This is a genomic window from Leifsonia sp. NCR5 (assembly GCF_002105485.1).
Lineage (GTDB): Bacteria > Actinomycetota > Actinomycetes > Actinomycetales > Microbacteriaceae > Leifsonia.
On the sequence record NZ_NCSR01000022.1, the window covers coordinates 22,934 to 47,011 of the forward strand.

Sequence of the window (24,078 nt, forward strand, 5' to 3'; positions counted from 1 at the left end):
AGCGATTGCCGGTACCGTAGCGATTGCCACTACCGTTGAGAGCGGAGCGTCGCCGCGGGTCGCAACCCTCGGCGACGACTTGTTCATCGAGCGCGCGCACATTGTCGAGCGCGTTGGGTGGTCCGCCCGGACCAGTGATTCACCGGGCATTAGAGCGCACACGTCGGGCCCCGGAGAAAGCAACGTATGAGCAGGATCGTCGACAACGAGGACATCAGCCTCGTTGATGCTCTGAATGCTGTGCTGCCGCACGCCCACGCCTTCGACGCCTGCGTCGGCTACTTTAACCTCCGTGGCTGGAGACTGCTGCGCGAGGCTATCGGCACCATGCAGCAGCCGACTCCTGAGGGCCGCAAGCGGGTACGTCTCCTAGTCGGAATGTCGGTCTCGACAGAGGATTCGGTCCGACGCTCCGTCGAGGGCGGCCAGCAGCTGGTGGACATGAGCACTGCCGTAAATCGGGCAAACCAGGCAGTTCTCGGCTTCGCGCGTCAACTCACCTGGAGCGTGCCTTCGAGGGCTGAGGTCGTCGGGCTTCGCCAGCTCCAAAGGGACCTCGCCGATGGCCTGCTCCAGGTGAAGTTCTCGGCTCGCGAGCCGCTGCACGCCAAGCTCTATCTCACGCACGAAGCCTGGGGAATGCAGAATCGACGCGCCATCGTCGGTTCGTCGAACTTCACGGCTGCCGGACTCGTCAAGCAGGGCGAGCTCAGTCTTGAGGAAACCGACCAACAGGTCGCGGACGAGCTGTCCGAGTGGTTCGACGCCCGCTGGGACGACCACTTCTCTGTTGACATAACTCACGAGCTGGAGAGGGTGCTCGAAGAGTCGTGCATTCGCCTGGAGCAGCCGAGCCCCTATCACGTCTACCTGCGCCTCGCGTTTGAGCTCTCACGTGATGCCCGGGAAGGCGTCACCCTGGACATTCCCCCTGAGCTCAGGAATGTGCTGCTGCCGCACCAGATCAGCGCCGTCCAGGTGGCGACACGACTGCTCGAGCGCAAGGGCATCGCTGTCGTTGGCGATGTCGTCGGTCTCGGCAAGACACTTACCGGCACTGCGATCGCTGCAACCGTAGGCGAGAGTGTCCTTGTCATCGCGCCAAAAAACCTCGTCAAGATGTGGGAGGAGCACCTGCACCGCTTCCACATCCCGGGGAAGGTTGTCAGCCTCAGTATGGTCAGCCGCGAGCTCCCGGACTTGCGGCGGTATCGCATTGTCCTCATCGACGAGTCACACAACCTGAGAAATCGACTCCGCAAGGCATGGGACGCTATTCACACCTACGTCGCCGACAACGACAGCAAGGTCGTCCTACTCACTGCAACCATGTTTAACGCTCGCCATAAGGACATCAGCGGCCAGCTCGGTCTGAGGCTCGACTGGGACGAGCCGCTCGGCATCCGCCCAGACATGCATATCGCCGAGCTAGACGCGATCAGGGGGCCGGGCAAGGGGGCGCAGGAGCTAGCCAAGAAGACGGGCGGTCGCCTCGACAGCCTGGCTGCCTTCGATCAGTCAGAACACAATGAGGACTGGCAGCGTCTTTTGAGCGAGTTCCTCGTCCGCCGCACCCGCAAGTTCTTGGAGACGACCTACGGGCAGAAGGACGAGAAGACCGGCGATAGTGTCCTGAAGTTCCCCGACGGTACCACCTTCCGCTTCCCGCGGCGCATCCCGGAGGGGCTCAAGTACCCGGGCGGAGCAAAGGACCCGAACGATGCGATCGCGACCGAGAACACGTTTGATGCGGTCGAGCATCTCACCTATGCCCGTTACCAGCTCGGCAAATACCTGAAGGATGACGTCGAGGGCAAGGACAAGGCGGAGAAGGAACTAGTCGCCGACCTGGAGAAGTCGATCCAGGCGGCGGCGGGCTTTATCCGTACCACCGCACTCAAGCGCCTCACCTCAAGCGCCCATGCGTTCATCCTCACGGTCAAGCGGATGATCGCTCGGAACGCAGTGCTGGACTACGCGCTGTCGAACGACCTGAAGGTCCCACTCGGCAACTTCTCCGACCAGTACTTTGACCTGGACGACGTTGACTACGACGTCGACGCTGACGACGAGCTCTCAGATGCTGCGTCTTCGGCGTGGGGCATCAGGTGGACTTCCCAGCAGTGGGATGACTACGCCGAGGGTGCGTACAAGGAACTCGCACAAAAAGGACCCGCCGGCATCAGGTGGGTAAGGCCGCAACTCTTCAAGAAGGATCTACTCCTCAGTCACGTCCGCGAGGACTCCGACATTCTTCAGGGCCTTCTCGATGCCCTCGGTGTCTGGAGGCCCGAGGATGACACCAAGCTGAAGGCGCTTGCCGGCCTGATTAACGGGCTTCCTCCAGGCGAGAAAGTGCTGGTCTTCAGCGAGTACAAGGACACCGTGGATTACATCACGGAGCACCTGCCATTGTGGACGCATCGTTCGATCGCGTCAGCCAGCGGACAGTCTGGCGACGCACTCAAGGTTGCCCGCCGGTTCGCACCGAAGGCAAACGAGCACCTCGGCGGTCTTCCTGCGGGCGAGACCGAAGTAGATGTCTTGGTCACAACCGATGTCCTTAGTGAGGGGCAAAACCTCCAAGACTCGGCGATTGTCGTCAACTGGGACCTGCCGTGGACGATCATCAAGGTCATCCAGCGCGCGGGTCGCGTTGACCGTGTGGGCCAGAAGGCTGACACGATCCGCGTCGTATCCTTCCTGCCGCAGGAAGGAGTCGAGGCGATCATTAAGCTCCGCGAACGGCTGCAGAAGCGCCTTAAGAACGCACATCAGATCCTCGGCGGCGGCGAACAATTTTTCGAGGACGACGACTTCACCGTCGACGTATCCGGCCTTTTCAATGGCAACGCCAATCTCAGCGAAGACGAAGGGGAAGTCGATGCCTCGTCCTATGCGCTCGGCATCTGGGATAAGGCGGGACCGCGGGACCGTGAGATCGCGAAGACGCTGAAAGACCTCGTTTACTCGACCAAGGCGGTCCGTCTTAATGAATCGGCGAGTGCAATCACTTACGGACGTACTGATGCCGGCACCGACCTGTTGATCCGCACGACCAGCACGGAGACGAAATTGCTCACCCCGATGGAGGCGCTCAGGGCGACCGAAAGTTCTTACGGAGAGGCCGCCGCCGATGCGTTGAGCGACCAGCTCACCTTTATGCAGCTCGCCGCCGACACCATGACGGAGCAGGTAAAGCAGAACACCGTGCTGTTGAATCACGGCCTGCGGAAACAGCTCTACGACTTCCTCAGGCGTCAGGTCGACCGCATCGACATCGCTACCATTACTCGCGCCCGCGTCAGCGAGCTCATCGACGCGGTCAACGTCAGCCCGATCCGTGAGGCGGCGAAGAAGGATGTGGTCGGCATCCTCCGTGCTGCACGCATCCTCGGCGATCCGGACGACCTGATAGATCGGCTCCTCATGATGAATGACGACAAGCTGCTGCTCGACGTTCGTGATTTGGGCGTCGAGCGCGTCCAGGTCGTCACCTCGATGGGCTTCAACCCTGTCGGGCTTTCCGAAGGGGCCGAACCGTGGCAGCAGTGACGACGAAGGCGGCAGCGCTGCAGAAGCGCTTCGAGACCGACGGCCTAACCGGGATCTTCGTCTCAGAGCTCTTTTGGGACTCGCCGACCGGCGCCGTTGGCCCCGTCGAGGTTGAGGACGTGACGTTCATCCCAGAGGTCGCGGCTCAGCTAAAGGGCTTCCGCGTCTACAGCGTCAAGAGCGAGACCAAACCGACCCCGAAGGAGATGAAGGCAGTGCACAATGCCCTCGCCCCGCTCTCCGCGGAGTGCATGGAACTGTTCCAAGCTCCGGACTACTGGTACTGGCACTGGCCCCGGACGACCCCAGCCGGCACGACGACCTTCGAGCGTGTGGCGACTACGCCGGGCACGCTTCCGGCGTTCATGGCGCAGCGCCTAGCCGGGCTCGTGTTCACGCAGGAGGATCACCAGAGGGGCTTCCACCTCACCGACGTCCTTGATCGCATCCACGGCCACTTCGATGCCTCGAGTGTCACCAAGAAGTTCTACGACCGCTTCGCATCGGAGCATCAGAACCTCGCGCAGGAGATCGCCGGGCTCACCGAAAACTTCGCCAAGGCGTATTCGACGACGCTGCTCAACCGGCTGATGTTCCTCTACTTCATGCAGAAGAAGGAGTTTCTGAACGGCGACCTCTGGTACCTGGAGCACACCCTTGAAGCCGTTCAGCAGCTTCGAGGCCGCGACCAGTACTACGGCTTTTACCGCGACACGCTCCTCCCCCTATTCTTCGAAAAGCTCAATGACAAAGACAAGGCCGTAGCCGATCCCGATATCGAACGCATCCTTGGCAAGGTGCCCTATGTAAATGGCGGACTCTTCGGCCCGACACCGATCGAGGAGGAGTTCGGCGGCCAGATCGCGATCCCTGACAGCGCCTTCGCGCGCATCCTCCGGTTCTTCTCCGAATACACCTGGCACCTTGATACGGCACCATCCGCGACCGATGAGATCAACCCGGATGTCCTCGGTTACATCTTCGAGCAGTTCGTCAACTCAAAGCAGATGGGCGCGTACTACACGAAGGAGGACGTGACCCACTTTATGACCCGGTCGGCGCTCCTCCCGGTAATCGTCTCGCGGCTGGAGAAGATCGGCGTAGCGGTATGGGACCTCCTACCGACAGACCCCGAGCGGTACATATGGGATTCGCTCCGCCATGGGATCGAGCACCCGATGCCGTCGGGCATCGAGGCCGAGCGAATCTCGCACCGGCGCCCCTCATGGCTCGGCGAGGTTGGCAGCCAATACGCACTGCCTGGCGAAAGCTGGTGGGAGATCGACGCCCGGCGTGACTACCTCGCAGGTACCCGCGATCTTCTGGCTACTGGCAAGATTACGACGGTCGACGCCGCGGTGTCAGCGAACATCAACATCGAGGCGATCGCAGTTGACGCGATCAAGCGGGTAACCGACCCGTCAAAGCTGCGATCGATCTGGGTCGCGCTGACGGAGTTGCACGTTATCGACCCAACCTGCGGGTCGGGCGCGTTCCTCTTCGCGGCCCTGAATCTGCTCGTACCGGTCTACGCAGCACTGCTCGAGACCGTCGACCTCGTCGAACGTGGCGTCGACGCCGAGCTCGACGCGCTCCGCGACGACGTGGACGGCCACAAGGGTGGCCGGGACTACTACCTGCTCAAACACGCTTGCCTGGCAAACCTGTACGGCGTGGACATCATGCCGGAGGCGGTCGAAGTCGCGCGCCTGCGCCTCTTCCTGAAGCTTGCGTCCGCGATCTCCGATCCGAAGAAGATCGAGCCGCTCCCGGACCTCGACTTCAACATCAAGGCGGGGAACATGCTTGTTGGCGCACGCACCCCGGACGAGATCGATATCGCGAGCGAGGGGCTGCTCCTTGTCGATGACAACTCCTCTCGGGCCCGCGAGTCGTCAGAGCTGGTCAAGGCCGCCTACAGCGACTTCCGTCAGGCCCAGGAAGCGGACGACGCGGCTGCAGTGAAGGTGCGCCGGGCCCACTTGAAGTCCGTGCTGCAGAAAGCTCGCGCGGAGACGAACCAGCAGTACTACGCCATCGAAAAGCGCAAGGTCAACTTCGATGAGTGGGTGGTCGACACGCGGCCATTCCACTGGTTCATCGAGTTCCCAGAGGTCTTCGATCGCGATGGATTCGACGTGGTCATCGGCAACCCGCCTTACATCCAGAAGAAGGACATTACCGAGTACACCTATAAGGGATTTAGAACAGACGCGTTGCCGGACATCTACGCGCCGTGCACCGAGCGGGCCTCGCAGATCACAGGGCCTGACGGTCGTATGGCCCTGATCATCCCGATCTCGGCGAGCTTTAGTGTCGACTTCGCGAAGCTGCGGGAAGTCGTGGAATCCCGCTTTGGCCGGCTCTGGGTGAGCAACTTCTCCCGGAACCCCGCGGCGCTGTTTAGCGCCGGCCTTGGGGTGCGGAGCACGATACTCGTCGGCCACCGAGGCAGCGGCGAGAAGGAGCTCTACGTCACCAAGACCCATCGTTGGTACGACGCCTACCGCCCTGCGCTGTTCGAGACGTTGCAGTACATTGCCCTCCCCTCCCAGATTCGCAATAAGTACGGATGGGTGCGGCTGCCCTCGAACGCCTACGGTCAAATTATTGAAATTGCTGGTGCAACGCCGGGATCACTGGCGAACCTCGAACGACCTCGAAGCGGAATCGCCTCTGTTGGGTTTAAGCAGACCGCGCTCTACTGGCTCGCGGTGTTCCTTGATAACCCCCCGGCCTATGAGCGCGACGGTCGCGTCGCCCTACAGACAAAGATCGGGCGCATCTCGACCGAGTCACTCAGGGCTGCCAAGCTACTTCTGGCGGTCGCAGCCTCGAAGTTCGCGTTCGTTTGGTGGTACGCAACGGGCGACGACTTTGACGTCACGTCCGGTGGCATCAAGTCGACACCAGTCGATCCCACAATATTTTCGCCTGCGGCCCAAGACAAGCTCGTTACCCTTGCGACCGATCTCGTCGATAGCTTCCCAAAGCACGTCCTGTTCACGCCTTACGCAGGCAAGTTCATGGGCACTTACGTTCTTTCAGAGATGCGGGAGACCACGGACGCTATTGATCAGGTCATCGCCGAGGAGCTCGGGTTCGTCGGACTTCTCCCGGCCCTCGAGCACGCTTATGCCTGCGTTTACAAGCCAACTGGTGACCGTCCCGGCACCCTTCGTAGGGACCCATTCGCCGATGCAGCGGGCCAGCCGGTCGCTAGTCTGTTGTGACACGGATCGGAAGGGTGACGAATGACCACTACCGATGAGGCCATCGCGGCTCTTCGTCTCTTCAAGAACGTCATCCTCGAAGGCCCGCCAGGTACTGGCAAGTCCTTCTCGGTCGCAGAAATCGCGACTGAATGGCCTCAGGGCATGCTCGGCGCCGACTTGAAGGGAAACAGGGCGGACGGTCGCGGCGCGTGGGCGATCACCTTCCACCCAAGCACTGGATACGAGGAGTTTGTCGAAGGGATCCGCTACAACCCGAGCGGCAACCCAAAGGGCTTCGAACTGATGCCTGGCGTTTTCCGTGAATGGGCCGACGCCGCCCGAAGGAACCCCGAAAAGGACTTCCTTGTCCTGATTGACGAGATCAACCGGGCAAATGTTTCGAAAGTGCTCGGCGACCTCCTCCTCTGTCTGGAGTCTTCGAAGCGGCTCCGGCACAGCGCGGCATGCACCGGCGCGGACCCCGACCATGCGGACTGCTGGTCTGGTGGCGCTACAACGCGCCTGCCGTACTCCGGCATCGTCCTCGGGGTACCAGACAACCTGTATGTGCTCGGCACCATGAACTCCTCAGATCGCTCGATTGCACCTCTCGATGCGGCACTTCGTCGTAGATTCGCGTTCGTGCGCGTGAACCCGCTCGCCGGTGACGAATTGAAAGGGCGCCTGGAGTCGTCGTTGCCTGCCGTCGGTGACGAGGTTATCGCCCGATCCGTCGCGGCGCTTGACGGTCTGAACTCGGCACTCGAAAACGCTCTCGGGCCCGACAGCACTCTCGGTCACAGCTATTTATTCGATCTTGGCGATGCAGGGTCTTCCAGCTTCTGGATCGAGGTAAACAGCGGCTCGGTTGCGACCGGCTCGCAGTTCCAGGTGATCCAAGAGTGGGCCACTTCACTCCTTGGGGCGGTGGCACCGGGCGAGAGTATCAAGGCGCCGGGAACTTCGGTGGACTTAGAGGTCTTCTTCGAGGAATCCCGATTTGACGTCAAGCTGGAGCACCCGCAGAGTAAGCCGAACACGCAGTTCTCATCCTCGGGGATTGGGTTCGAGAGAAGGATGAAGGACGGCGGAGTCACGATTTGGACGCCTCTTGGCCTCAGAAAGCTCCGCCTTGAATTCGTGCCCGCCAACGGCGACGCCCCAGCACTCGTGCAGCAATACCTGGATCGCTCGGCCCCAGGGAAGAGCACCTCTGGCCGTGGATACGGTCGCATCGACGCCACCGAACGTCGTGGCGACCGTGATGAACGCACCGTATGGCGCTATTCGATCCTTCCGCAGCTGATCGACACGGTGACGCAGGCGTTCGTTCCCGAGATCCTGATTGCAGGGCTCCGTGAGGCGTGGGTGCGCGATAACCTGCCTGCGGGTGTCCAGGCAAAGGTGCGCGGGGGCTTTGCTGATTTCGAGCAATTCCTGAATCGGAACCTCGGCTTGCGGATCACCCAAGCAGGGTTCGGCCTCACCAGCGGGCTGACGATCGAGGAGTACGCGACAGCGGCTCCCACCACAGGGCGCGCCAAGGACGGTGAAGACGACGACCAGTCCGCTGGCGAGTAGCGTCAGCATCGCTATCAAGGCGAGTGCCCGCGGCACCCGTGCGGGATTCGCTGTCTTGGACGACGGCGCGGGCGGTGCGGTGACCTTCACCGTCTTGCCGAAGCCCTGGGCCGACGGTCGCCGAACTGTTTGGGCGAACGGGCACCTCCCTGGCTCATCGACGCACGTCACATTGTTCGAGCTCGACACTGTAGTGATCGCAACCGAGCCGGCCGTCCGGGATCGGATCGCGCAGGGCTTGCTGGAGACGGCTAGTACGGAACTGAGGAGCGGCTCACAGGACGGCTACCTGCTCGAGCGGGTGCGCCTGGCGCCAGCCGATGAGGACGCAGCGGCAACGGCCACTGCGGGTACTTTGGAGGACGTCGTCCGACTGATGCTGCTGGTGAAGCGGCAACGCTCGTCGTTCGGAGGTGCCGCATACCAAGGGACCCCGGAGGCTTCGCTGCTGCGGATCGTCACCCAACAGATGTTCCTCGACGAAGTCGGCCGAGTGATCGGCCGGGCTCGGCCCCGATACCGGACCTGGACTGAGACGCTGACGACGCCGCGCGGAAAACTTTCAGCGCAGAGCATCGCACTGGCGATTCTCACCGGACGTCCCACGGCGGAGTCGACCTTCGACGAGCTGTCTACCGACACTGATGTCCTGCGGATCGTCCTCGCCGCTCTCCGCGTCGTCGCCACTGACCCGGCGCCGAGTGCTCTCGCCGCGATTGCCGCGCCGCTTCAGTCACGCGCCATCGGCTTTGCGCGGCGCCTGGACACCGTCACAATAATCGATCGCGAACGCGCGCTCCTCGCCTTCCGGCGCCTCGCACTGTCGCCACTCGACCACCCGTGGAAACCAGCGCTCGACCTGGCCGCAGAGATCCTGAGTCGGAAGGCAATCATGCCCGAGGGTCGGGAAGCCTCGGCCTCGCACTCGCTCACCATCAGCCTCTACATGGAGAAGTGGTGGGAGCAGGTGCTCGCCGACGCCCTTCGCATCTGTGCCGACCACGGGACCGTCACCGAGCAGCTTCCGGTCCAATCCCCCTGGGCGGGCGGAGAGGGCGGGAACGCGGACCTATACTTCGACCTCGGCGGCCAGACGATCCTGGCCGACGCGAAGTACAAGCTCGACGAATCTGGCATAGGAGCCTCCGACGGCTACCAGCTCTTCGCATACAGCTACATGGCGGACGGCCCCAGCATTGGGAAGCCAGAGATCGCCGCCGTGTTCTATCCGGTACGCGGGGCTGCCACTGGCGGGACACGGTCGGTGCTGGTTCGGGCGACGAAGCCCGACTTTCATCTGCGTCTGATCGAGCTGACCTTCCCGAGCAAGGACGATGTGGCGACTGACCTCGCCTGGCGCTCGTACCTGGAACGCCTCGCGTCGCAGATCGCCGGTGCGCTGCGGCCCATCGCCGCGGTCGAAATGGTGTCGGCGCGTCAAGCGACCGTTTGAGTCTCGGAGTTGGCGCCGGTTGCCCGATCATGCGGCAAGTCCGCGTCGGCAACTCAAACAACAAGGCCCTGTCCACTCGACCATCTGCAGCGCGTCGACGACGAGGTCAGACATCAAGACCTATCGCCGGGTGGCTGTTGTGCGATCCTCCAAGTTCGAGCTCGGGCTAATGCCACCTAAGGGAGAGCCCAATGAAGAGTAACCAGAGGAAAGTGACCAAGGACCAATGAAGAACAGAGATAGAAACCAAGACATAGATTGACAAGCCAGGGCCAAAGGAGATACGAGGGAGATTAGACCAAGAGCGAATGCACGTAGGCACTTAAGTGGAGCGACCCGCGCAGGGCCGGTTCCGAAGGGGTCCTGTGTCAACCTGGTTGCAGCTGATCGCACGATGCTCGGAGTTCGATCTTCCGCCCTACAGTGCCGCCTGCACGAGGACGAAAGCGTCTGCTTGCGGGCTGCAGACTCGCGCCTGACGGCCATCATCGACTCTCCGTGCGCGACCCAGATGCCGCATCCATCTCGTCCCAGGGCTCTGATCGAGGACGCCGCTCGCGGCGCTGCCCTACTGAGCTTTGAGGGCCTTTCCGTCGCCCGATCGTAGCTCGTGTCCGGTGCTCCGTGCCGGGCTTTCGCGGCGTAGCCTCCTCCGCTGCGCTCCCCCGTTACTCCACGGTCCCGGCACTACACGCCTCCCACGCGCTCTCGATCACTCGCCGGAAAGGCGCTCAAAAACGATCGACCTTGGGAGTGAGTGGGATGCGGGAATTCATCATCGACACCAGCAACATGGCAAGGGAGCTGGAGCGCGGACTCCTCGGCGTGGAAGGGTCCTCCTACCGACCGCAGCGGAGAAGCAGGAATGCGTTGAGACAGTCAGCACTTACGTGATGGACGGGTGGGCGATCGCGGCCGACCCGAACACTGCTATCGGTTGGCTCGCCGCCCTCATCGCGGAGACGGCATGTGTGCCCTTCGTCAACCTCACCCGCCTCGTTAGGGAGGAGCCGGCACTGCCGTCCGCATCTGTCTGATTCATCGACCATCGAATCGGTCGCGCTGCAGGGCCGTTAGCGTGTTGGGAAGTCCGAGTGCTCGGCAGCGGGATGTGGTCGCAATTGAGCGATTTCTGCGAATTTCGGATTTGCGCGTCAAATCGGCCTTGGACACACAACGTGTAGGTATGAGGGCATTGGTTTCGGGGACAGCACCGCGTCGGATGTCGCCGTTGGTGTTTACTGACGGCTCGTCGAACTGCCCGGTCCAAGCGGCGGGTGCGCCCGGAGCCGACCCTGCCGTCTTGCTATCGAAGAAGCTGACCCGCAGCCCGCTGGAGTCCGCGTCGGTGGTTAGACGGACGATGGCACTGCGGCCAGCGGCACGGTTCAACCGAAGATTTGGCCCGATTCCGACGAATTTCTGGCGTGTTTCGGACATTCGGGCCGTTTGCGCGCCAAAGCGACATTGGAACCAGAAGTTCTAAGTAGAAGGACGTTTTTTCGAAAGGACAAGGCTGACCGGTTTCGGGAAGCCCATGACGAGGTTAGCGGGAGGTGAGTGCACGTGCGAGGCGGAGTAGCCAGATGGAAGCGAGGGCAGCAATCCCACGGGGTCAAGCAAGCGGTCAACTACGCCTTCAGTGGTGTCTGTGACGCCACCCTCACCGCCAAGACCGCCGACGGTGTCATCGCCGCCACTGGGTACGCCGACGCGGTGATGACCAGGTACATCGTCGAAGACGGTGCCATCCGTGACGACCTCCTCACCCGGGACCAGCTCAAAGCCTGGGTCGACGGACTCGACCCCCTCACCGGGGAACGTCGCGGCCGTGACCTCGAGTCCCCGGTCGCGGACCTCATTCTGGATGCGACGATCAACGCACCGAAGTCGTTCTCGATCGCCGCCATGCTCGACCCCGACCTCGCCGCCGCATACGAGGACCTCCAAGATCGACTCCGGGACCGGATCATCAAGCTCTGGCAGTCCGAGCTCAACGCCCGCCGCGGCAAAGGCGGCACGATCCGCGAGACCCTGGCCCGGATCGAGGTCGTCGAACTCCGGCACGAACGCTCCCGCTCGTTGGATCCGCACAAGCACCGCCACCTCTGGTTGAACGTCAAAGTCCAAGGGCGGGACGGCAAATGGTCGAACATCGACACCCGGGTCGCGTTGCGGTTCCAGAACGTGATCAACGCCGAAGGGGACCTAGCCTCCCGCACCGACCCCACATGGGTCGGGGCTCTCGCTGCGAAGGGGCTCACCCTCACCGCGGATGGGGAAATCGCCCAGTTGCAGCACCTGGTGCGGCCGTTGTCGAAGCGGTCCGCGCAGATCGAAGCCAACAAGATCACCCGCACCGCCTGGTGGAAGCAACATCACCCGGGCCAGGAACCGTCCCACGATGTCCTCAGTCAGATCGACCACTGGGCGTGGGCTGTCGGCCGACCCAACAAACCCGGCGACCTGGACGAAGACGGATGGGCCGAACTCGTCCGAGAAGAACTACATGCCGCCGACCCTGCGCTCCGCATGAAACGTCCTCCCGCGCTCCTAGCTCCGGCCACCGTCCAGGATCTCGACCTCGAGTTATTGGCGGCCAAGGCTGTTGTCGACGCCGACGCCCGCTCGACCGGCAGCGGTGGCCGCTTCAGCATGATGGATGTGCGGGCCGGTGCGCTCCGCGCGATCGCAGCGACCGGTGTTGTCGCCGACCGGGACGCCCTCGCCAAGCTCGCTGAGGAAGTCGTGGCACGTTCGCACACCGTGACGTTGATCTCGGAGCCGGATGCGCCGAAGCACGTCAAACACCTCATGGCGGTGTCCACCGCCACTCTGAAGGCCACCCTCGCCCACAAGGTCGACGCGTTCTCCGCGCCGGGACGGATCCTTGACACAGACGAGGTCGCTGCGATCGCTCAGGTGATTGAGCCCGATCGGACACTCGATGAGGAACAGCTCTCGGGTGCGGCCGCGATCGGTGGCACCTCCCGCAACGTCGTCATCTCCGGACCGGCCGGCACAGGTAAGACCACGATGCTCAAAGTCGCGGGCGCTGCTCTTCGGCGACGCGGCCACAACATGATCATCGTCGCGCCAACCAAGAAAGCCTCCGCCGTCGCCGGACGCGAAACAATGAGCGCGTCGTCGTCCCTCCACCAATTTCTCTACGACTACGGATGGCGTTGGGCGGCCACCGCGTCGGGCGCAACTGAGTGGCGGCGGCTCTCGATCGGCGAGCTGGACCCGGCCGATGGCGGCAGCTATCTCGGCCCGCGAGTCAGCGTTCGCCCCGGGGATCGCATCGTTGTCGACGAGGCTGGCATGCTCGACCTCGAGGCCGCCTCCGCGCTGCTCGATGTGATACGGGACACTGGGGTGGGCGTTGCATTGGTCGGAGACCAGCAACAAGCCTTGCCGGTCGGGCACTCGGGCGCCTTGGCGCTCTTCTGGCGCCGCTCGCCAGACCGGGTGGAGCTCGCGACCACCCACCGTTTCAACGATCCGGTGTGGGCGGAGCTCGCGCATCGGCTCCGGGACCCTCAAGCCGAGGATGAGATGTTCGAGGTCGCCGAGGACCTCATTCGAACTGATCACGTCCTGCTGACCGATAGCGATCACTCCGCACGCGAGGCGATGGTCGAAGGATGGTTCGACGCCACGCGTCGTCACGAGACGATCGCGCTAGTCACGGCAACGCACGCCGAAGCCCAGGAGATCAGCGAAGCGATCCAACGCCGACGGATCGACTCCGGGGCCGTCCGCCCTGGGCGTCCACTTTCCGGACAATTGGGTCAGGCGATCTTCGTCGGTGACGTTGTCCAGACCCGCCGCAATGACACTTCTGCGGATGTCCAGAACCGCCAGAACTGGATCGTGAAAGCCATCGGCAACGACCATGCGATTCTGGCATCGAGCACCGACACGACAGATCTAAGGAAAGTCAGCCTCGACTACGCCGCATCGCACATCCATCTCGCCTACGCCACAACGGTCTACGGCGTCCAGGGCGAGACGACAGATCGTGCCCTCGTTGGACCAGGTGTCGACGCTGCCGGCCTCTACGTCGGCCTCACTCGAGGAAAGCAGCACAACGCCGCGGTGCTGGTGGCTCCGACCACGGACTCCGCGAAGGCCCAGCTGGTCGAGACGATGCAACGCCATGATTTGGAAGAGACGATGGAGAAGTCGCGGGCGGCAGCGCTGACGGAACTCCGTCGGGCTGCCCAGGCGTCTGCCGGACCGATCCTCGGTACGCCGGATGGTCAACTCGCGTCGGCGGGCCTCAAGTGATCATGCCGCTAGATCTGCCGGGCGTGAGCCCATGCGAACAGTTCGCGGCCAAGCAGATTTACGCCATCGAGCGTGCCACCTCGAGGATCAAACCCGAAGATCGCGATTCCAAGTTCATCGGCCCTCACCCTTGCGGCAGGAAGCACGCCATGACGAGCGAAGATCAGGCCCCGACGACCGTCGGCAGCGACGACCGCCGCCGCATGCTCAACCTGAGCGATCTGCAGGTTCCCTCGCTTGTTTTCGACCCAGCCGAGATAGCCGGACGCATACAGGTCGCAAAGTTGGCGGGGCTCACCGGTTGCCACGACTGCGTCTGCGGCGCCAAGGTAGCGCATCCAATCCCTGCACAGCTCGACGGCTTCATCGTCCGTCGCTCCGCGCGGTCTTGGTTCAGGCGTCTCGCTCACAGGTCCAGAGTGCACCCATCCTCAGATAGTCGGCGAGCTCGCTTGCCGTCGTCTGCGCGAGCCGGCCTCGTCGGTGGCGAGAGTTAGGTTCTGCAAGTGGGAAGCATCGACGCTTACGAGTCGGCCAAGGGCCGCCGCTATCGTGTGCGCTGGCGCGACCCCGAGCACCAACAGCGCGAGAAGCGGGGATTTCGCACAAAGCGTGAAGCGGAGCTATACAACGCGACGGTCGAAGTAGCGATGATGAAGGGGACCTACCTCGAGGCATCTCAATCCAAGATCACAGTCGGCGAGCTCGCCGAAGAATGGCTCGCCAACAAGGAGCAAGCCCTCAAACCCTCCAGCTTCTCCCCCATCCGCATCGCCTGGCGCGTCTACGTCGAGCCGCGCTGGGCGGCGACACCGATCGGCGCAATTCGCCCCTCCGCGGTCGAGAAGTGGATCCGAGAACTAAGCCAGGGCAAAGCTGTCACGGTGCGGGTCCGCGTGGGCAATGCCGGTAAGCCACGATCGGCCGGCGTCGTCTTGCGCGCGGTGGGGATCCTCGCCGGGATCCTCGATGTTGCGGTACGTGATGGCAGGATTCCGGCGAATCCGGCTCGAGGTGCGAGCAACCTTCCACGTAAGGGGACCAAGAAGCGTCGCCGGTATCTAACCAACGAGGAGGTCTTCCGCTTCGCACGAGCGGTGCCCGATGACAAGCGCAGCGTGCTCGTGTTGACACTGGCCTACACCGGCATCCGGTGGGGCGAAGCTGTCGCGCTCACCGTGAACGACATCGACCTTGACCGTTGCCGTCTGGCCATCCACCAGACCGCGACAGAAGTGGACGGCCTCATCCACGTCGGACCGCCAAAGAGTTGGGAGGCTCGTTCAGTACCGTTCCCAGCATTCCTCGCTCCTCGCCTCGAGGCGCTCATCGCTGGGAAAAAGCGAAACGAGCTCGTGTTCCCCGCCCGTGCCGGCGGCTACCTTGCTCGACCAGACACAGCCTGGAACCGGCAATCCTGGTGGCTGACCGCTTTGCGCGATGCGGGACTCGAGCACATGACCCCGCACGACCTTAAGCACACCGCCGCCAGCCTGGCCGTAAGCGCCGGCGCCAACGTCAAAGCCCTCCAGCGAATGCTCGGGCACAAGTCGGCTGCGATGACGCTCGACACGTACGCGGATCTCTTCGAAGACGATCTCGGGTCGGTCGCCGATCGACTCAATGACCGTGTGCTAGAGGAAAGTAGCGGTTCGCTATGGTCCGATTGAGAGTCTCTTGCCTGGCAATGGTCGATGAAGAGCTGTGCGCAATCCCGGTGCGTTTGTGGTGGACATCAAGAGCACAAAGCCTAGAGCGCGGCTGCCATTTCATACCGACCGTTCGGGTCAATGCCATACTTGGCGGATGGCGGGCACCGACACCTTCAGAGGAATCGGGTACCAACAAGCGCAGGCCGTGCATCTCGCCCTCGACATCGTTGAAGCTGGTCTTGGACACTCACTGCGCGTCGAAGGTATGGACGACATCGTCGACCTAGAGGTGCTCGATGGTAACGGGCGCCGCTTGGAAGCGCTGCAGGCGAAGACGCGTGCTGGGACGCCCTGGACTCCTGCACTTGTTATCAGTATTTTCGAGAAATGGCTCGAAGGCGATGACGATGGGGCAATATTCACCTTCGTCACCGACGGAGTCCTCGGTCCTGGTGCCCAGAACTTTGTAGACGCGCTTGATGCAAGCCGCGACGGAAGTACCCAAGGCCTTATCAGTTTTGTCGGAGATGACAAGGCACGACGTCTTCGCAACAGCTTCGTCAAGGTTGCTCCCGACACCGTTGGCAGCCTCCTCGCGAGCGCCGATCGTCGCGCCGCGGCATTTGTTGATCCTCTAATTCGTTCGGCTGGTGTGAGCGAAGCTGCCATGCAGACAGTGAACACTCTGTTTCGAGTGTTGACCGAACGCGCCGGCCGCAAGGACCCAGAGGAACGCATCGTCTCTGAAGCCGAACTCCGGGATATCGTCGGAGGGCTCGCCGGGCAACCACCCGATTCGCGATGGCCGGGTGGCCTGGTGGGCGACCATTTCGACGCCGTGCTTAGACTTCCGATGGATCTTGTGGACCTTTCGGTGCACCGCCTTGAGGCGGGTGCAGAGTCCGCGCCAGCGTTTGCCATCGGCGAGGACTGTCCAGCGACCCTGAGCGGGGGAACGGGAACAGGAAAATCCAGCGTGACCCGATTGCTACAGAATCACGCCGCACGAGCGGGGCGCACCGTAATCCTGGCCCGGGCAGAGACATATATCGCCGGCCGCCTCGACGCACTTGCCGCAGACTCCCTCGGCTTCGCGATCGGTCGTGCGTTGCCACCTTCCACGGGACGCCAAATCCTGGCCGATTCCGCCGTGACCCTCGTCATAGACGGCGCTTCCGAGATTCCTGCCGAGGCGGCCCGGTCCCTGGCGTCCGATCTCCGAGTGCTCCTATCGCGTCCGGGTACGGCCAAGATCATCGTTGTAGGCCGCAGCATTGCGGCTCTAAGAGCTCTCCTCCCGTCCGGTGTCCGTTACGCCGAGTACGCCGTCGAACCACTCGGCCATGACAGGGCCGATGAAATCGTATGTCGACTTCTAGACAAAGCCGTTTCGGAGCACGTCCGGAGGACCGTACTGCAACGAGCCGACCATCAGCTCGGTGACGGGGCTCGGAACCCGTTCCTTCTGACTCTTTACGTCCGAAGCTTCGCGCGGAGCGGGACGGATGAACTAAACCGCTCCGAGGTGTACGCCACATTCGTCGACGAACTCGCCGCTCGCGCGGCAGGTAGTGCGAGCGGCGCGTTGTTGGCAGTTCTCGAAGAGACCTTCGCGCACCTGGTATCACTGCAGCGCCGCTATTCGGATGCGTACGAGTGGATTCAATTGACAGATTCCATCGCCGACGCTCACCCCGAGCTGAACGTTTCGGGGCGCGAAGTTAGAGAGTTCGCCTCGCATAGCGGTATCACCAACGTCCTGAATCAGTCCGGGGTTATCGTTCCGTTTCACGACTCGATCGCGGATTACCTCGCCGCCAGGGCAATCTCCCAGGGAATGATTGACCTCCCTTCACGCCTGCTCGCGAGTGACGAACAGTGGATCAGGTTCGCTACAGAGCAACGACGGTCGATGGCTATGGAGATGGGCCATCTCATCGCTCGCGACATCCCGTTTGTCGCGTTCGCCGCGTCTGTAAACGACAAGCCTGCGCTATCCGTCAAGGAGGTAGCCGCCTCTACGAGTGCACTGCTTCAAGTGCTGTTGGACGCCGACGTGTCGGTAACGCTTCGCGAGCTTCCTGACGGCCGGCGCACCGCCATGATGCAAACCGGGGGGCCTACGGTCGTACTCGATCCGGACGATGGACCTCTTGCTGCGGCGGTCCGCCTCTGGAGACTCAATCTCCGGACGCGCCTCAAACCTCCACCGTCGAGCCGGGTGCAGAGACCCACAGACGCCGACGCTGCACGCGCAGCGGTACAACTGGTAGCGAAGGAACGCCAACGTGCGCTTAGGGATTGCGTCGCGCTATTTCCCGGCATGCAGAGTCGAGCGTTGGCCGACGAGATTGGGCCCACTGGCGTACATGCGCGAGTCGGCGGCGCCGTAGACCACTTCGGTGCGTGCGACTGGACGCTGAGCTACTGGGCCGCCCCTGACGTTCACGTAACTATCGAGACCGATCCAAGCGTCGGCAATGACGATGGCGCCCGCACGACAGTTATGAACTATTGCTCAGGCGGCGGCGGTCGCGCGGCGACGGAAACGGTGCGAAGCGCGATCGAATCACTCGTTGGCAGAAGGGGCTGGCTGTCATGAGTTCCTTGCTGTGGAAGCAGATCGAGAGTTTCGCCGGGGCATGGCGCGCGGAAGAAGACGTCCGGCGGGTGCTTGCGCAAATGCCGAGCCGTCACCGGTCTCCGCGCACCGGTCTCCCTGAACGAATCGAGATGATGCAAGCCGGGGGCGGTCGCTCCGGCCCTCTCCGGGTCGCATACTTCTACCATCTCATGAGCCAGAGCCCGTTCTTAGCGGGGGCCGAAGCGCCGCCCGGCCTTGCCGAATGGCTGAGCGACGCAACCAAGGTCGCGACGACATACAGGCTGCAGCTCGGCTGGATGCGTGCACAGCTTCCGGGCTTCCCCATGTTGCGCGTACCACAACTCGTTGACGGCGCGCCTCTCGTATCGTCGGACCAAATCCACCACATCCCTTGGGCACGTCAAGACTTTGCCGCTGGCTACCAGTTGATGTCCGCGCCTCCCAGAGTTGCCGGCAGCGGGCGGGAACTTGGGGAAGCCGCTGCAAGGGTGGCCGAAGCTTTCGCTCATGAAGAGGAGTGGCGTCAATTTGAGGGTGCGCAGGCCGCTCTCACCGCGAGCGATATCGACCAGCTGCGCAGAGTGAACACGAGTCTGCGTCACGAGGTTCGCAACGAGGCAGTCGATCAATTTGAGCCGGGAAATCTAATCAGAAGGCTAGAGTTCAGACACGACAAGCTTGAAGGCGCGCTGGACTCGCTGACGGGCGACGCAGCCAACTACGCTCGATCGTTCGACGTCCTCAACGATCTGCTCCAGACAACGCTCGAAACGAGTCTGGATTACCTCGTCGAATTCGACCGGCCGAGCGTGCTCTCCGCCGTTGACGAAATCGACCTGGACGGTGACCACGCCGAGTTCTCGGTCAACGAGATGGTTCACGTCGGCGGCCTCGTGTACGTACCAGACGCCGCGATCGACGAGGTCGGAATCGTTGAGTCCACTTCTCTCACGATGGACCACGGCGAAACCCGAATTCGCGTCGGCATCAAGGTCCTCAGAGGCGCGCTGGAGGGCCTCGATCTTTGAACCCGTTCCCGGTCTTCAGGCATCTCTTTACCGGCGGTAGTTGTCCGGCTCAGCTTCACGCGACAGGCGCGCTGACCGGGTGAGAGGCGCTCTACAGGGCTGCATCCGAGGTCAGGAAGGGTTCTTAGAGTTGCTTAGAGTTTCCGGCGACCCTGTGGGCAAAATGTGGGCAAATCGTGAATATCGAGCGTTATGCAATGCTCGAATTTCGGCTCTGACCAGCACTTTTTCCGCACTCGAAAAGTGCCCCTGGAGGGACTCGAACCCCCAACCTTCTCCTTAGGACGGAGCAGCTCTTCCATTGAGCTACAGAGGCTGACCCGCACCACTCTACCGGGGGCCGCGAGTCAGCGCGAAACCGCGGCGGCGCGTCAGGCTGCTGGGGCGAGGTAGTCGCTCCAGTCGGGCTGGGCGACCTCGGTGCCGCGCACCACCCAGGATGCGTCGTGGGGCACTCGCGGGGTGAAGGCGAGGGTCCAGTTCATCTCGGCGGGGGTGTGGTTGCCTTTGACGTTGTTGCAGCGGAGGCAGCAGGCGACGAGGTTTTCCCAGCTGTCGGCACCGCCGCGGGAGCGTGGGAGAACGTGGTCGATCGTGGTGGCCGACTTTCCGCAGTATGCGCAGCGGTGCGCATCCCGGCGGAGGACGCCGCGGCGGCTTACGGGGACCGCACGACCGCGCGGGATGCGGACGTAGCGGGTGAGGAGGATGACCGACGGGCGCTCGTAGCTGGCGGAGATGCCCCAGACCGGGTGGGCCTGGTCGATCGACAGGACCGTGGCTTTCTGGTTCATCACGAGCACGATGGCGCGTTTGAAGGAGACGACCGCCAGGGGTTCGTAGCCGGCATTGAGGACCAGTGTCTTCATCGTGGACCTTCCTGGAAAACAAAAAGGGCACTGTCCGTGCGGACAGCGCCCAGTGAAACGGCGGCATGGTGGCGGCAGGCCACGAAGGGGCGGCGGCAGGCCACGGTGTGGTGACGACAGGCGAGGAAGTCGTGGTGGCGGGCTATCAGCTCGTCGACGGCGAGAGTGGATGCGGCCACAGCGGATGCGGCGACAGGAGATGCGGCGCCCGCTCCCGCGAAACGGCCGCGCTCTAGCCAGGAAGTCACCCTGCGCGGCTCGGCCATCGCACTCCCGGATCTCTCGCGGTGCGAACATCCAACGCGTGGACATTCACGGTTTCAGGGGATCAGAGTAACGCAGAAACGGCGCACCACATATTCGTGGCGCGCCGCTCGCGGTCCGCGTTACGCGGAGTTCACGTTCCGTTCGGGTCCTGGAAGCCTCAGGAACCGGTCGAAACGAGGTGTCAGATGCCCAGACGGACGATGTAGTAGTCGCTCGTCCAGATGGGGCGGATGGAGATGCTGCGGCCGGTGTCCGGCGCGTCCATGATGTTGCCGTTTCCGGCGTAGAAGCCGTCGTGGCCGGGCATGATGACCAGGTCGCCCGGCTGGGCGTCCGCGATCGAGATGCGCTTGCCCATCGCCGCCTGGCCGGAGACCGAGTGCGGCAGGGAGATCCCGAACTGGGCGTAGACGTACATGACGTAGCCCGAGCAGTCGAAGCCGGTGGGCGTCGAGCCGCCGAAGACGTACGGGGTGCCGATGTACTGCTGCGCGACCGAGAACACCTGCGGGAGGCTGAAGCTGGGGTACGGAGGGTTGGCCAGGAAGTCGGTGACCGACGGGCCGGAATAGCTGGCGTAGCTCGCGAACGAGACGGCGGCCTGCTGGCGGGCCAGCTCTGCGGCCTTGGCCGCCTTGGCTGCCGACAGCTCCTGCTCGCTGGTGGCGGTGGCCGCGTCGCGGGCGACGGCTGCCGCTGCGACGGTCTGCGGGACCTCGACGCTCTGCGGCTGGGCCTTCTTCATGCTGTCCACGGCGCTGCTCTTGAACTGCGCGGTGTCTGCACCCTGCGGGTTGAACGCATAGGCGGGGATCGCCATCGTGGCGATGAGACCGGCGGCGAGGGTCATGACGGCGACGTTGATCACGCCGCCTTTGACCTTCTTGCTCGTCTTCTTGTCCGCGGGCTTCCGGAACGCGGTTCCGGTGGTGGGCTCGACGGCCGTCTGGCGCACCGGCGCGCGGCGCACGGAGCGGCGGGACGCGAGGTCGGAGGGTGCGGGGGTCGAGCTATTCGGGTTTGCGGGGCGCTCTTCAGAGCCGGGTGTACCTAATAGTGCCAAGGTTTGAACCTCCTGCGCTCCAACAGCACTAGGTAGCTGCCCCGTCCCGGATGCTTATAGCTTGGCTTCGCGAACCAGGAGACAGGAGTGGGGGGTGGAGCGTCCCGGTTCGGGTCCTGTGGCCGGCTTCTGGCCCGTCGGACTCGTTAGAGACTACGGGACGACCCCCGCTTTGTCACATCCTTTTGCCGATATTTTAACAAGTCGGTAACGGAAATCAGGCCTCGACGAAGATGTGCGCTGCGAGTTCGTTGGGGAGTTCCAGCCCGTTCTCGTAGCCGTCGATCTGCACGGCGACGTACGAGCCTGCCGGAGTGAATGTGCCGGTCGAGCCCGGAAAAACGCCGGCCTGCTTGAGCTGCAGCAGCAGCTCGGGGTCGACCTGGGCGGGCTCGCCGAGGCGCTTGATCCTGGCAGAAACCCCCGAACTGTTGCCCACGACGACATCCACGAGGTTGGTGAGGCCCTCGGTGGTGGGCGACTCGATGTCGCCCAGCTCGTCCAGGCCAGGGATGGGGTTGCCGTACGGCGACTCGGTCGGGTGCCCGAGCATGGTGAGCAGCTTGCGCTCGACCTGCTCGCTCATCACGTGCTCCCAGCGGCAGGCCTCTTCGTGGACGTACTCCCACTCGAGCTCGATCACGTCGCTGAGCAGGCGCTCGGCCAGGCGGTGCTTGCGCATCACGTGGACGGCCTTGCGGCGCCCGTCGTCGGTGAGTTCGAGGTGGCGGTCGCCGGAGACGACGACGAGGCCGTCCCGTTCCATGCGGCCGACGGTCTGGGAGACGGTCGGGCCTGAGTGGCCGAGACGCTCCGAGATGCGCGCACGCAGCGGGACGATGTTGTCCTCTTCCAATTCCAGGATGGTGCGAAGGTACATCTCGGTCGTATCGATCAGGTCGGTCATCAACCCTCCAGCTGTTGTCACGCGTATGTCCAGTAGAGCCTACTTGGTGCCGGTGACAGCGGGCTGTAGCCACGGCAGGAGTCGACCGACAGGAGTTCCAACAGCCAATAGACTCTGGATATGCCGGATGTGACGATTCCCACTGATCTGCTGCCCGCCGACGGACGATTCGGATGCGGCCCATCCAAGGTCCGCCAGGAGCAGGTGTCCTACCTCGCCGGTGCCGGAGCGCAGCTCCTCGGCACCTCGCACCGCCAGGCTCCGATCAAGAACCTCGTCGGCCGCGTGCGCGACGGGCTCGGCGAGCTGTTCCGCATCCCGGACGGCTACGAAGTCGTCCTCGGCAACGGCGGCTCGACCGCGTTCTGGGACGCCGCGGCGTTCTCCCTGATCGAGAAGCGCAGCCAGAACCTCGTCTTCGGCGAGTTCGGCGGCAAGTTCGCCGCCGCCGCGAAGACCCCGTGGCTGGATGCCCCCCAGGTGATCGACGCCCCTGCCGGTTCGCGCAGCGAGGCGCAGGCGGCTGCGGGCATCGACGTGTACGCCTGGCCGCACAACGAGACCTCCACCGGCGTCATGGCGCCTGTGAAGCGCGTGCACGGCGACGACGGCGCCCTCACGGTGATCGACGCGACCAGTGCGGCGGGCGGCGTCGACATCGACGCAGCGGAGTCGGACATCTACTACTTCGCCCCGCAGAAGAACTTCGCGTCGGACGGCGGCCTCTGGCTCGCCCTCTTCTCCCCCGCAGCCATCGAGCGGGTCGAGCGGATCGCGGCGAGCGACAGGTACATCCCGGAGTTCCTCAGCATCAAGAACGCGATCGACAACTCGCGCCTCAACCAGACGCTGAACACCCCGGCCGTCTCCACGCTGGTGCTGCTCGAGAACCAGATCCAGTGGATGAACGACAACGGCGGTCTCGCCTGGGCAGACGCCCGCACGGCGGAGTCCTCGAACGCGCTCTACAGCTGGGCGGAGGGCGTGGACTACGCGACGCCGTTCGTCGCCGATCCTTCGCACCGCTCGCAGGTCGTCGTCACGATCGACTTCGACGACGCGGTCGACGCGTCCGCCGTCGCCAAGATCCTGCGCGCCAACGGCGTTGTCGACACGGAGCCGTACCGCAAGCTCGGCCGCAACCAGCTGCGCGTCGCGACGTTCACGGCCATCGAGCCGGACGACGTCCGCGCCCTGATCGGCTGCATCGAGTACGTCGTCGGCCAGCTGGGCTGAGCGGCAGACACAGTGCGCCTCTGGCTCCGCGACGACGAGCGACGGCCTGATCCTGTCCCCGTGAAGACGGACGACAGGAAGGCCGTGCTCGTCGGGCTAGGCCTGTGGCTGGTCGCTCTCGTCGTGACGCTGGTCTTCTTCCGTCAGCTGAGCGCCTCCGGAGACGGCTGGTGGCTCTGGACCGTCCTCGTCGGTCTCGGCCTCGGCCTCGTCGGCCTCGGATACCTCACCGTCAAACGCCGCTGAGTCGTCGTCGACGTCTGAGTCGTCGGCGTCCTCGTACGACTCGTCCGCGCTCTCGATGTCGACGCCGTCGAGGTCGTCCGGGTGCAGGTCGTGCACGTCGTGCTCGCC

At 63.3% G+C, this 24,078-nt stretch carries 14 protein-coding genes and 1 tRNA gene; 10 read left to right on the forward strand and 5 right to left on the reverse strand.

Annotation, left to right across the window (positions count from 1 at the left end; genetic code table 11):
- Positions 1-186: 186 nt before the first annotated feature.
- The 5 genes from B7438_RS16195 (at position 187) to B7438_RS16215 (ending at position 14,097) form a co-directional block, all read left to right on the forward strand.
- Positions 187-3,555 (forward strand): helicase-related protein, encoded by a 3,369-nt coding sequence (locus B7438_RS16195; RefSeq protein WP_085370722.1) that lies wholly within the window; start codon positions 187-189, stop codon positions 3,553-3,555.
- Entirely contained in the window at positions 3,543-6,788 is a 3,246-nt protein-coding gene (locus B7438_RS16200) for an Eco57I restriction-modification methylase domain-containing protein (protein ID WP_143466000.1), read from the forward strand. The genes B7438_RS16195 and B7438_RS16200 overlap by 13 nt, the downstream gene beginning before the upstream one ends.
- A gap of 21 nt (positions 6,789-6,809) precedes the next feature.
- Positions 6,810-8,351, forward strand: coding sequence for an McrB family protein (locus B7438_RS16205; RefSeq protein WP_085370724.1), 1,542 nt, complete (start codon positions 6,810-6,812; stop codon positions 8,349-8,351).
- Positions 8,320-9,804: a hypothetical protein gene (locus B7438_RS16210; protein WP_085370725.1), complete on the forward strand. Its 1,485-nt coding sequence runs from the start codon at positions 8,320-8,322 to the stop codon at positions 9,802-9,804. Before B7438_RS16205 ends, B7438_RS16210 begins: the two co-directional genes overlap by 32 nt.
- A gap of 1,566 nt (positions 9,805-11,370) precedes the next feature.
- The gene (locus tag B7438_RS16215; protein ID WP_085370726.1) at positions 11,371-14,097 is read left to right on the forward strand and encodes an AAA family ATPase; all 2,727 of its coding nucleotides are present in this window, start codon (positions 11,371-11,373) and stop codon (positions 14,095-14,097) included.
- A gap of 8 nt (positions 14,098-14,105) precedes the next feature.
- On the opposite strand, the gene B7438_RS20380 is transcribed toward B7438_RS16215, so the two are convergent.
- On the reverse strand, positions 14,106-14,507 hold the full coding sequence (locus tag B7438_RS20380) for a hypothetical protein (RefSeq protein ID WP_143466002.1): 402 nt from the start codon (positions 14,505-14,507) through the stop codon (positions 14,106-14,108).
- 96 nt (positions 14,508-14,603) lie between these two features.
- Here B7438_RS20380 and B7438_RS16220 point away from each other — a divergent pair, with 96 nt between their 5' ends.
- The 3 genes from B7438_RS16220 (at position 14,604) to B7438_RS16230 (ending at position 19,382) form a co-directional block, all read left to right on the forward strand.
- A complete protein-coding gene (locus tag B7438_RS16220) occupies positions 14,604-15,767 on the forward strand; it encodes a tyrosine-type recombinase/integrase (RefSeq protein ID WP_085370727.1) in 1,164 nt (387 codons plus the stop codon).
- 136 nt (positions 15,768-15,903) lie between these two features.
- Entirely contained in the window at positions 15,904-18,351 is a 2,448-nt protein-coding gene (locus tag B7438_RS20385; RefSeq protein WP_143466004.1) for an NACHT domain-containing NTPase, read from the forward strand.
- A complete protein-coding gene (locus B7438_RS16230; protein ID WP_143466006.1) occupies positions 18,348-19,382 on the forward strand; it encodes a hypothetical protein in 1,035 nt (344 codons plus the stop codon). Before B7438_RS20385 ends, B7438_RS16230 begins: the two co-directional genes overlap by 4 nt.
- A gap of 244 nt (positions 19,383-19,626) precedes the next feature.
- Here the strand turns inward: B7438_RS16230 and B7438_RS16235 are convergent.
- The 4 genes from B7438_RS16235 to B7438_RS16250 form a co-directional block, all read right to left on the reverse strand.
- Positions 19,627-19,698 (reverse strand) — tRNA-Arg (locus B7438_RS16235).
- 55 nt (positions 19,699-19,753) lie between these two features.
- A complete protein-coding gene (locus tag B7438_RS16240) occupies positions 19,754-20,251 on the reverse strand; it encodes an HNH endonuclease (RefSeq protein ID WP_085370730.1) in 498 nt (165 codons plus the stop codon).
- A 448-nt stretch (positions 20,252-20,699) separates the two neighbouring features.
- Positions 20,700-21,488, reverse strand: coding sequence for a C40 family peptidase (locus B7438_RS16245; RefSeq protein ID WP_256922082.1), 789 nt, complete (start codon positions 21,486-21,488; stop codon positions 20,700-20,702).
- 310 nt (positions 21,489-21,798) lie between these two features.
- Positions 21,799-22,488, reverse strand: coding sequence for a metal-dependent transcriptional regulator (locus B7438_RS16250; RefSeq protein WP_085370731.1), 690 nt, complete (start codon positions 22,486-22,488; stop codon positions 21,799-21,801).
- 120 nt (positions 22,489-22,608) lie between these two features.
- Between B7438_RS16250 and serC the strand changes: the two genes are divergently transcribed.
- Positions 22,609-23,724 carry a phosphoserine transaminase gene (gene serC / locus B7438_RS16255; protein WP_085370732.1) on the forward strand — a complete coding sequence of 372 codons (1,116 nt, stop codon included), beginning with the start codon at positions 22,609-22,611 and terminating at the stop codon, positions 23,722-23,724.
- Positions 23,725-23,847: 123 nt separating this feature from the next.
- On the forward strand, positions 23,848-23,970 hold the full coding sequence (locus tag B7438_RS20905) for a hypothetical protein (RefSeq protein ID WP_373270204.1): 123 nt from the start codon (positions 23,848-23,850) through the stop codon (positions 23,968-23,970).
- Positions 23,971-24,078 lie beyond the last annotated feature (108 nt).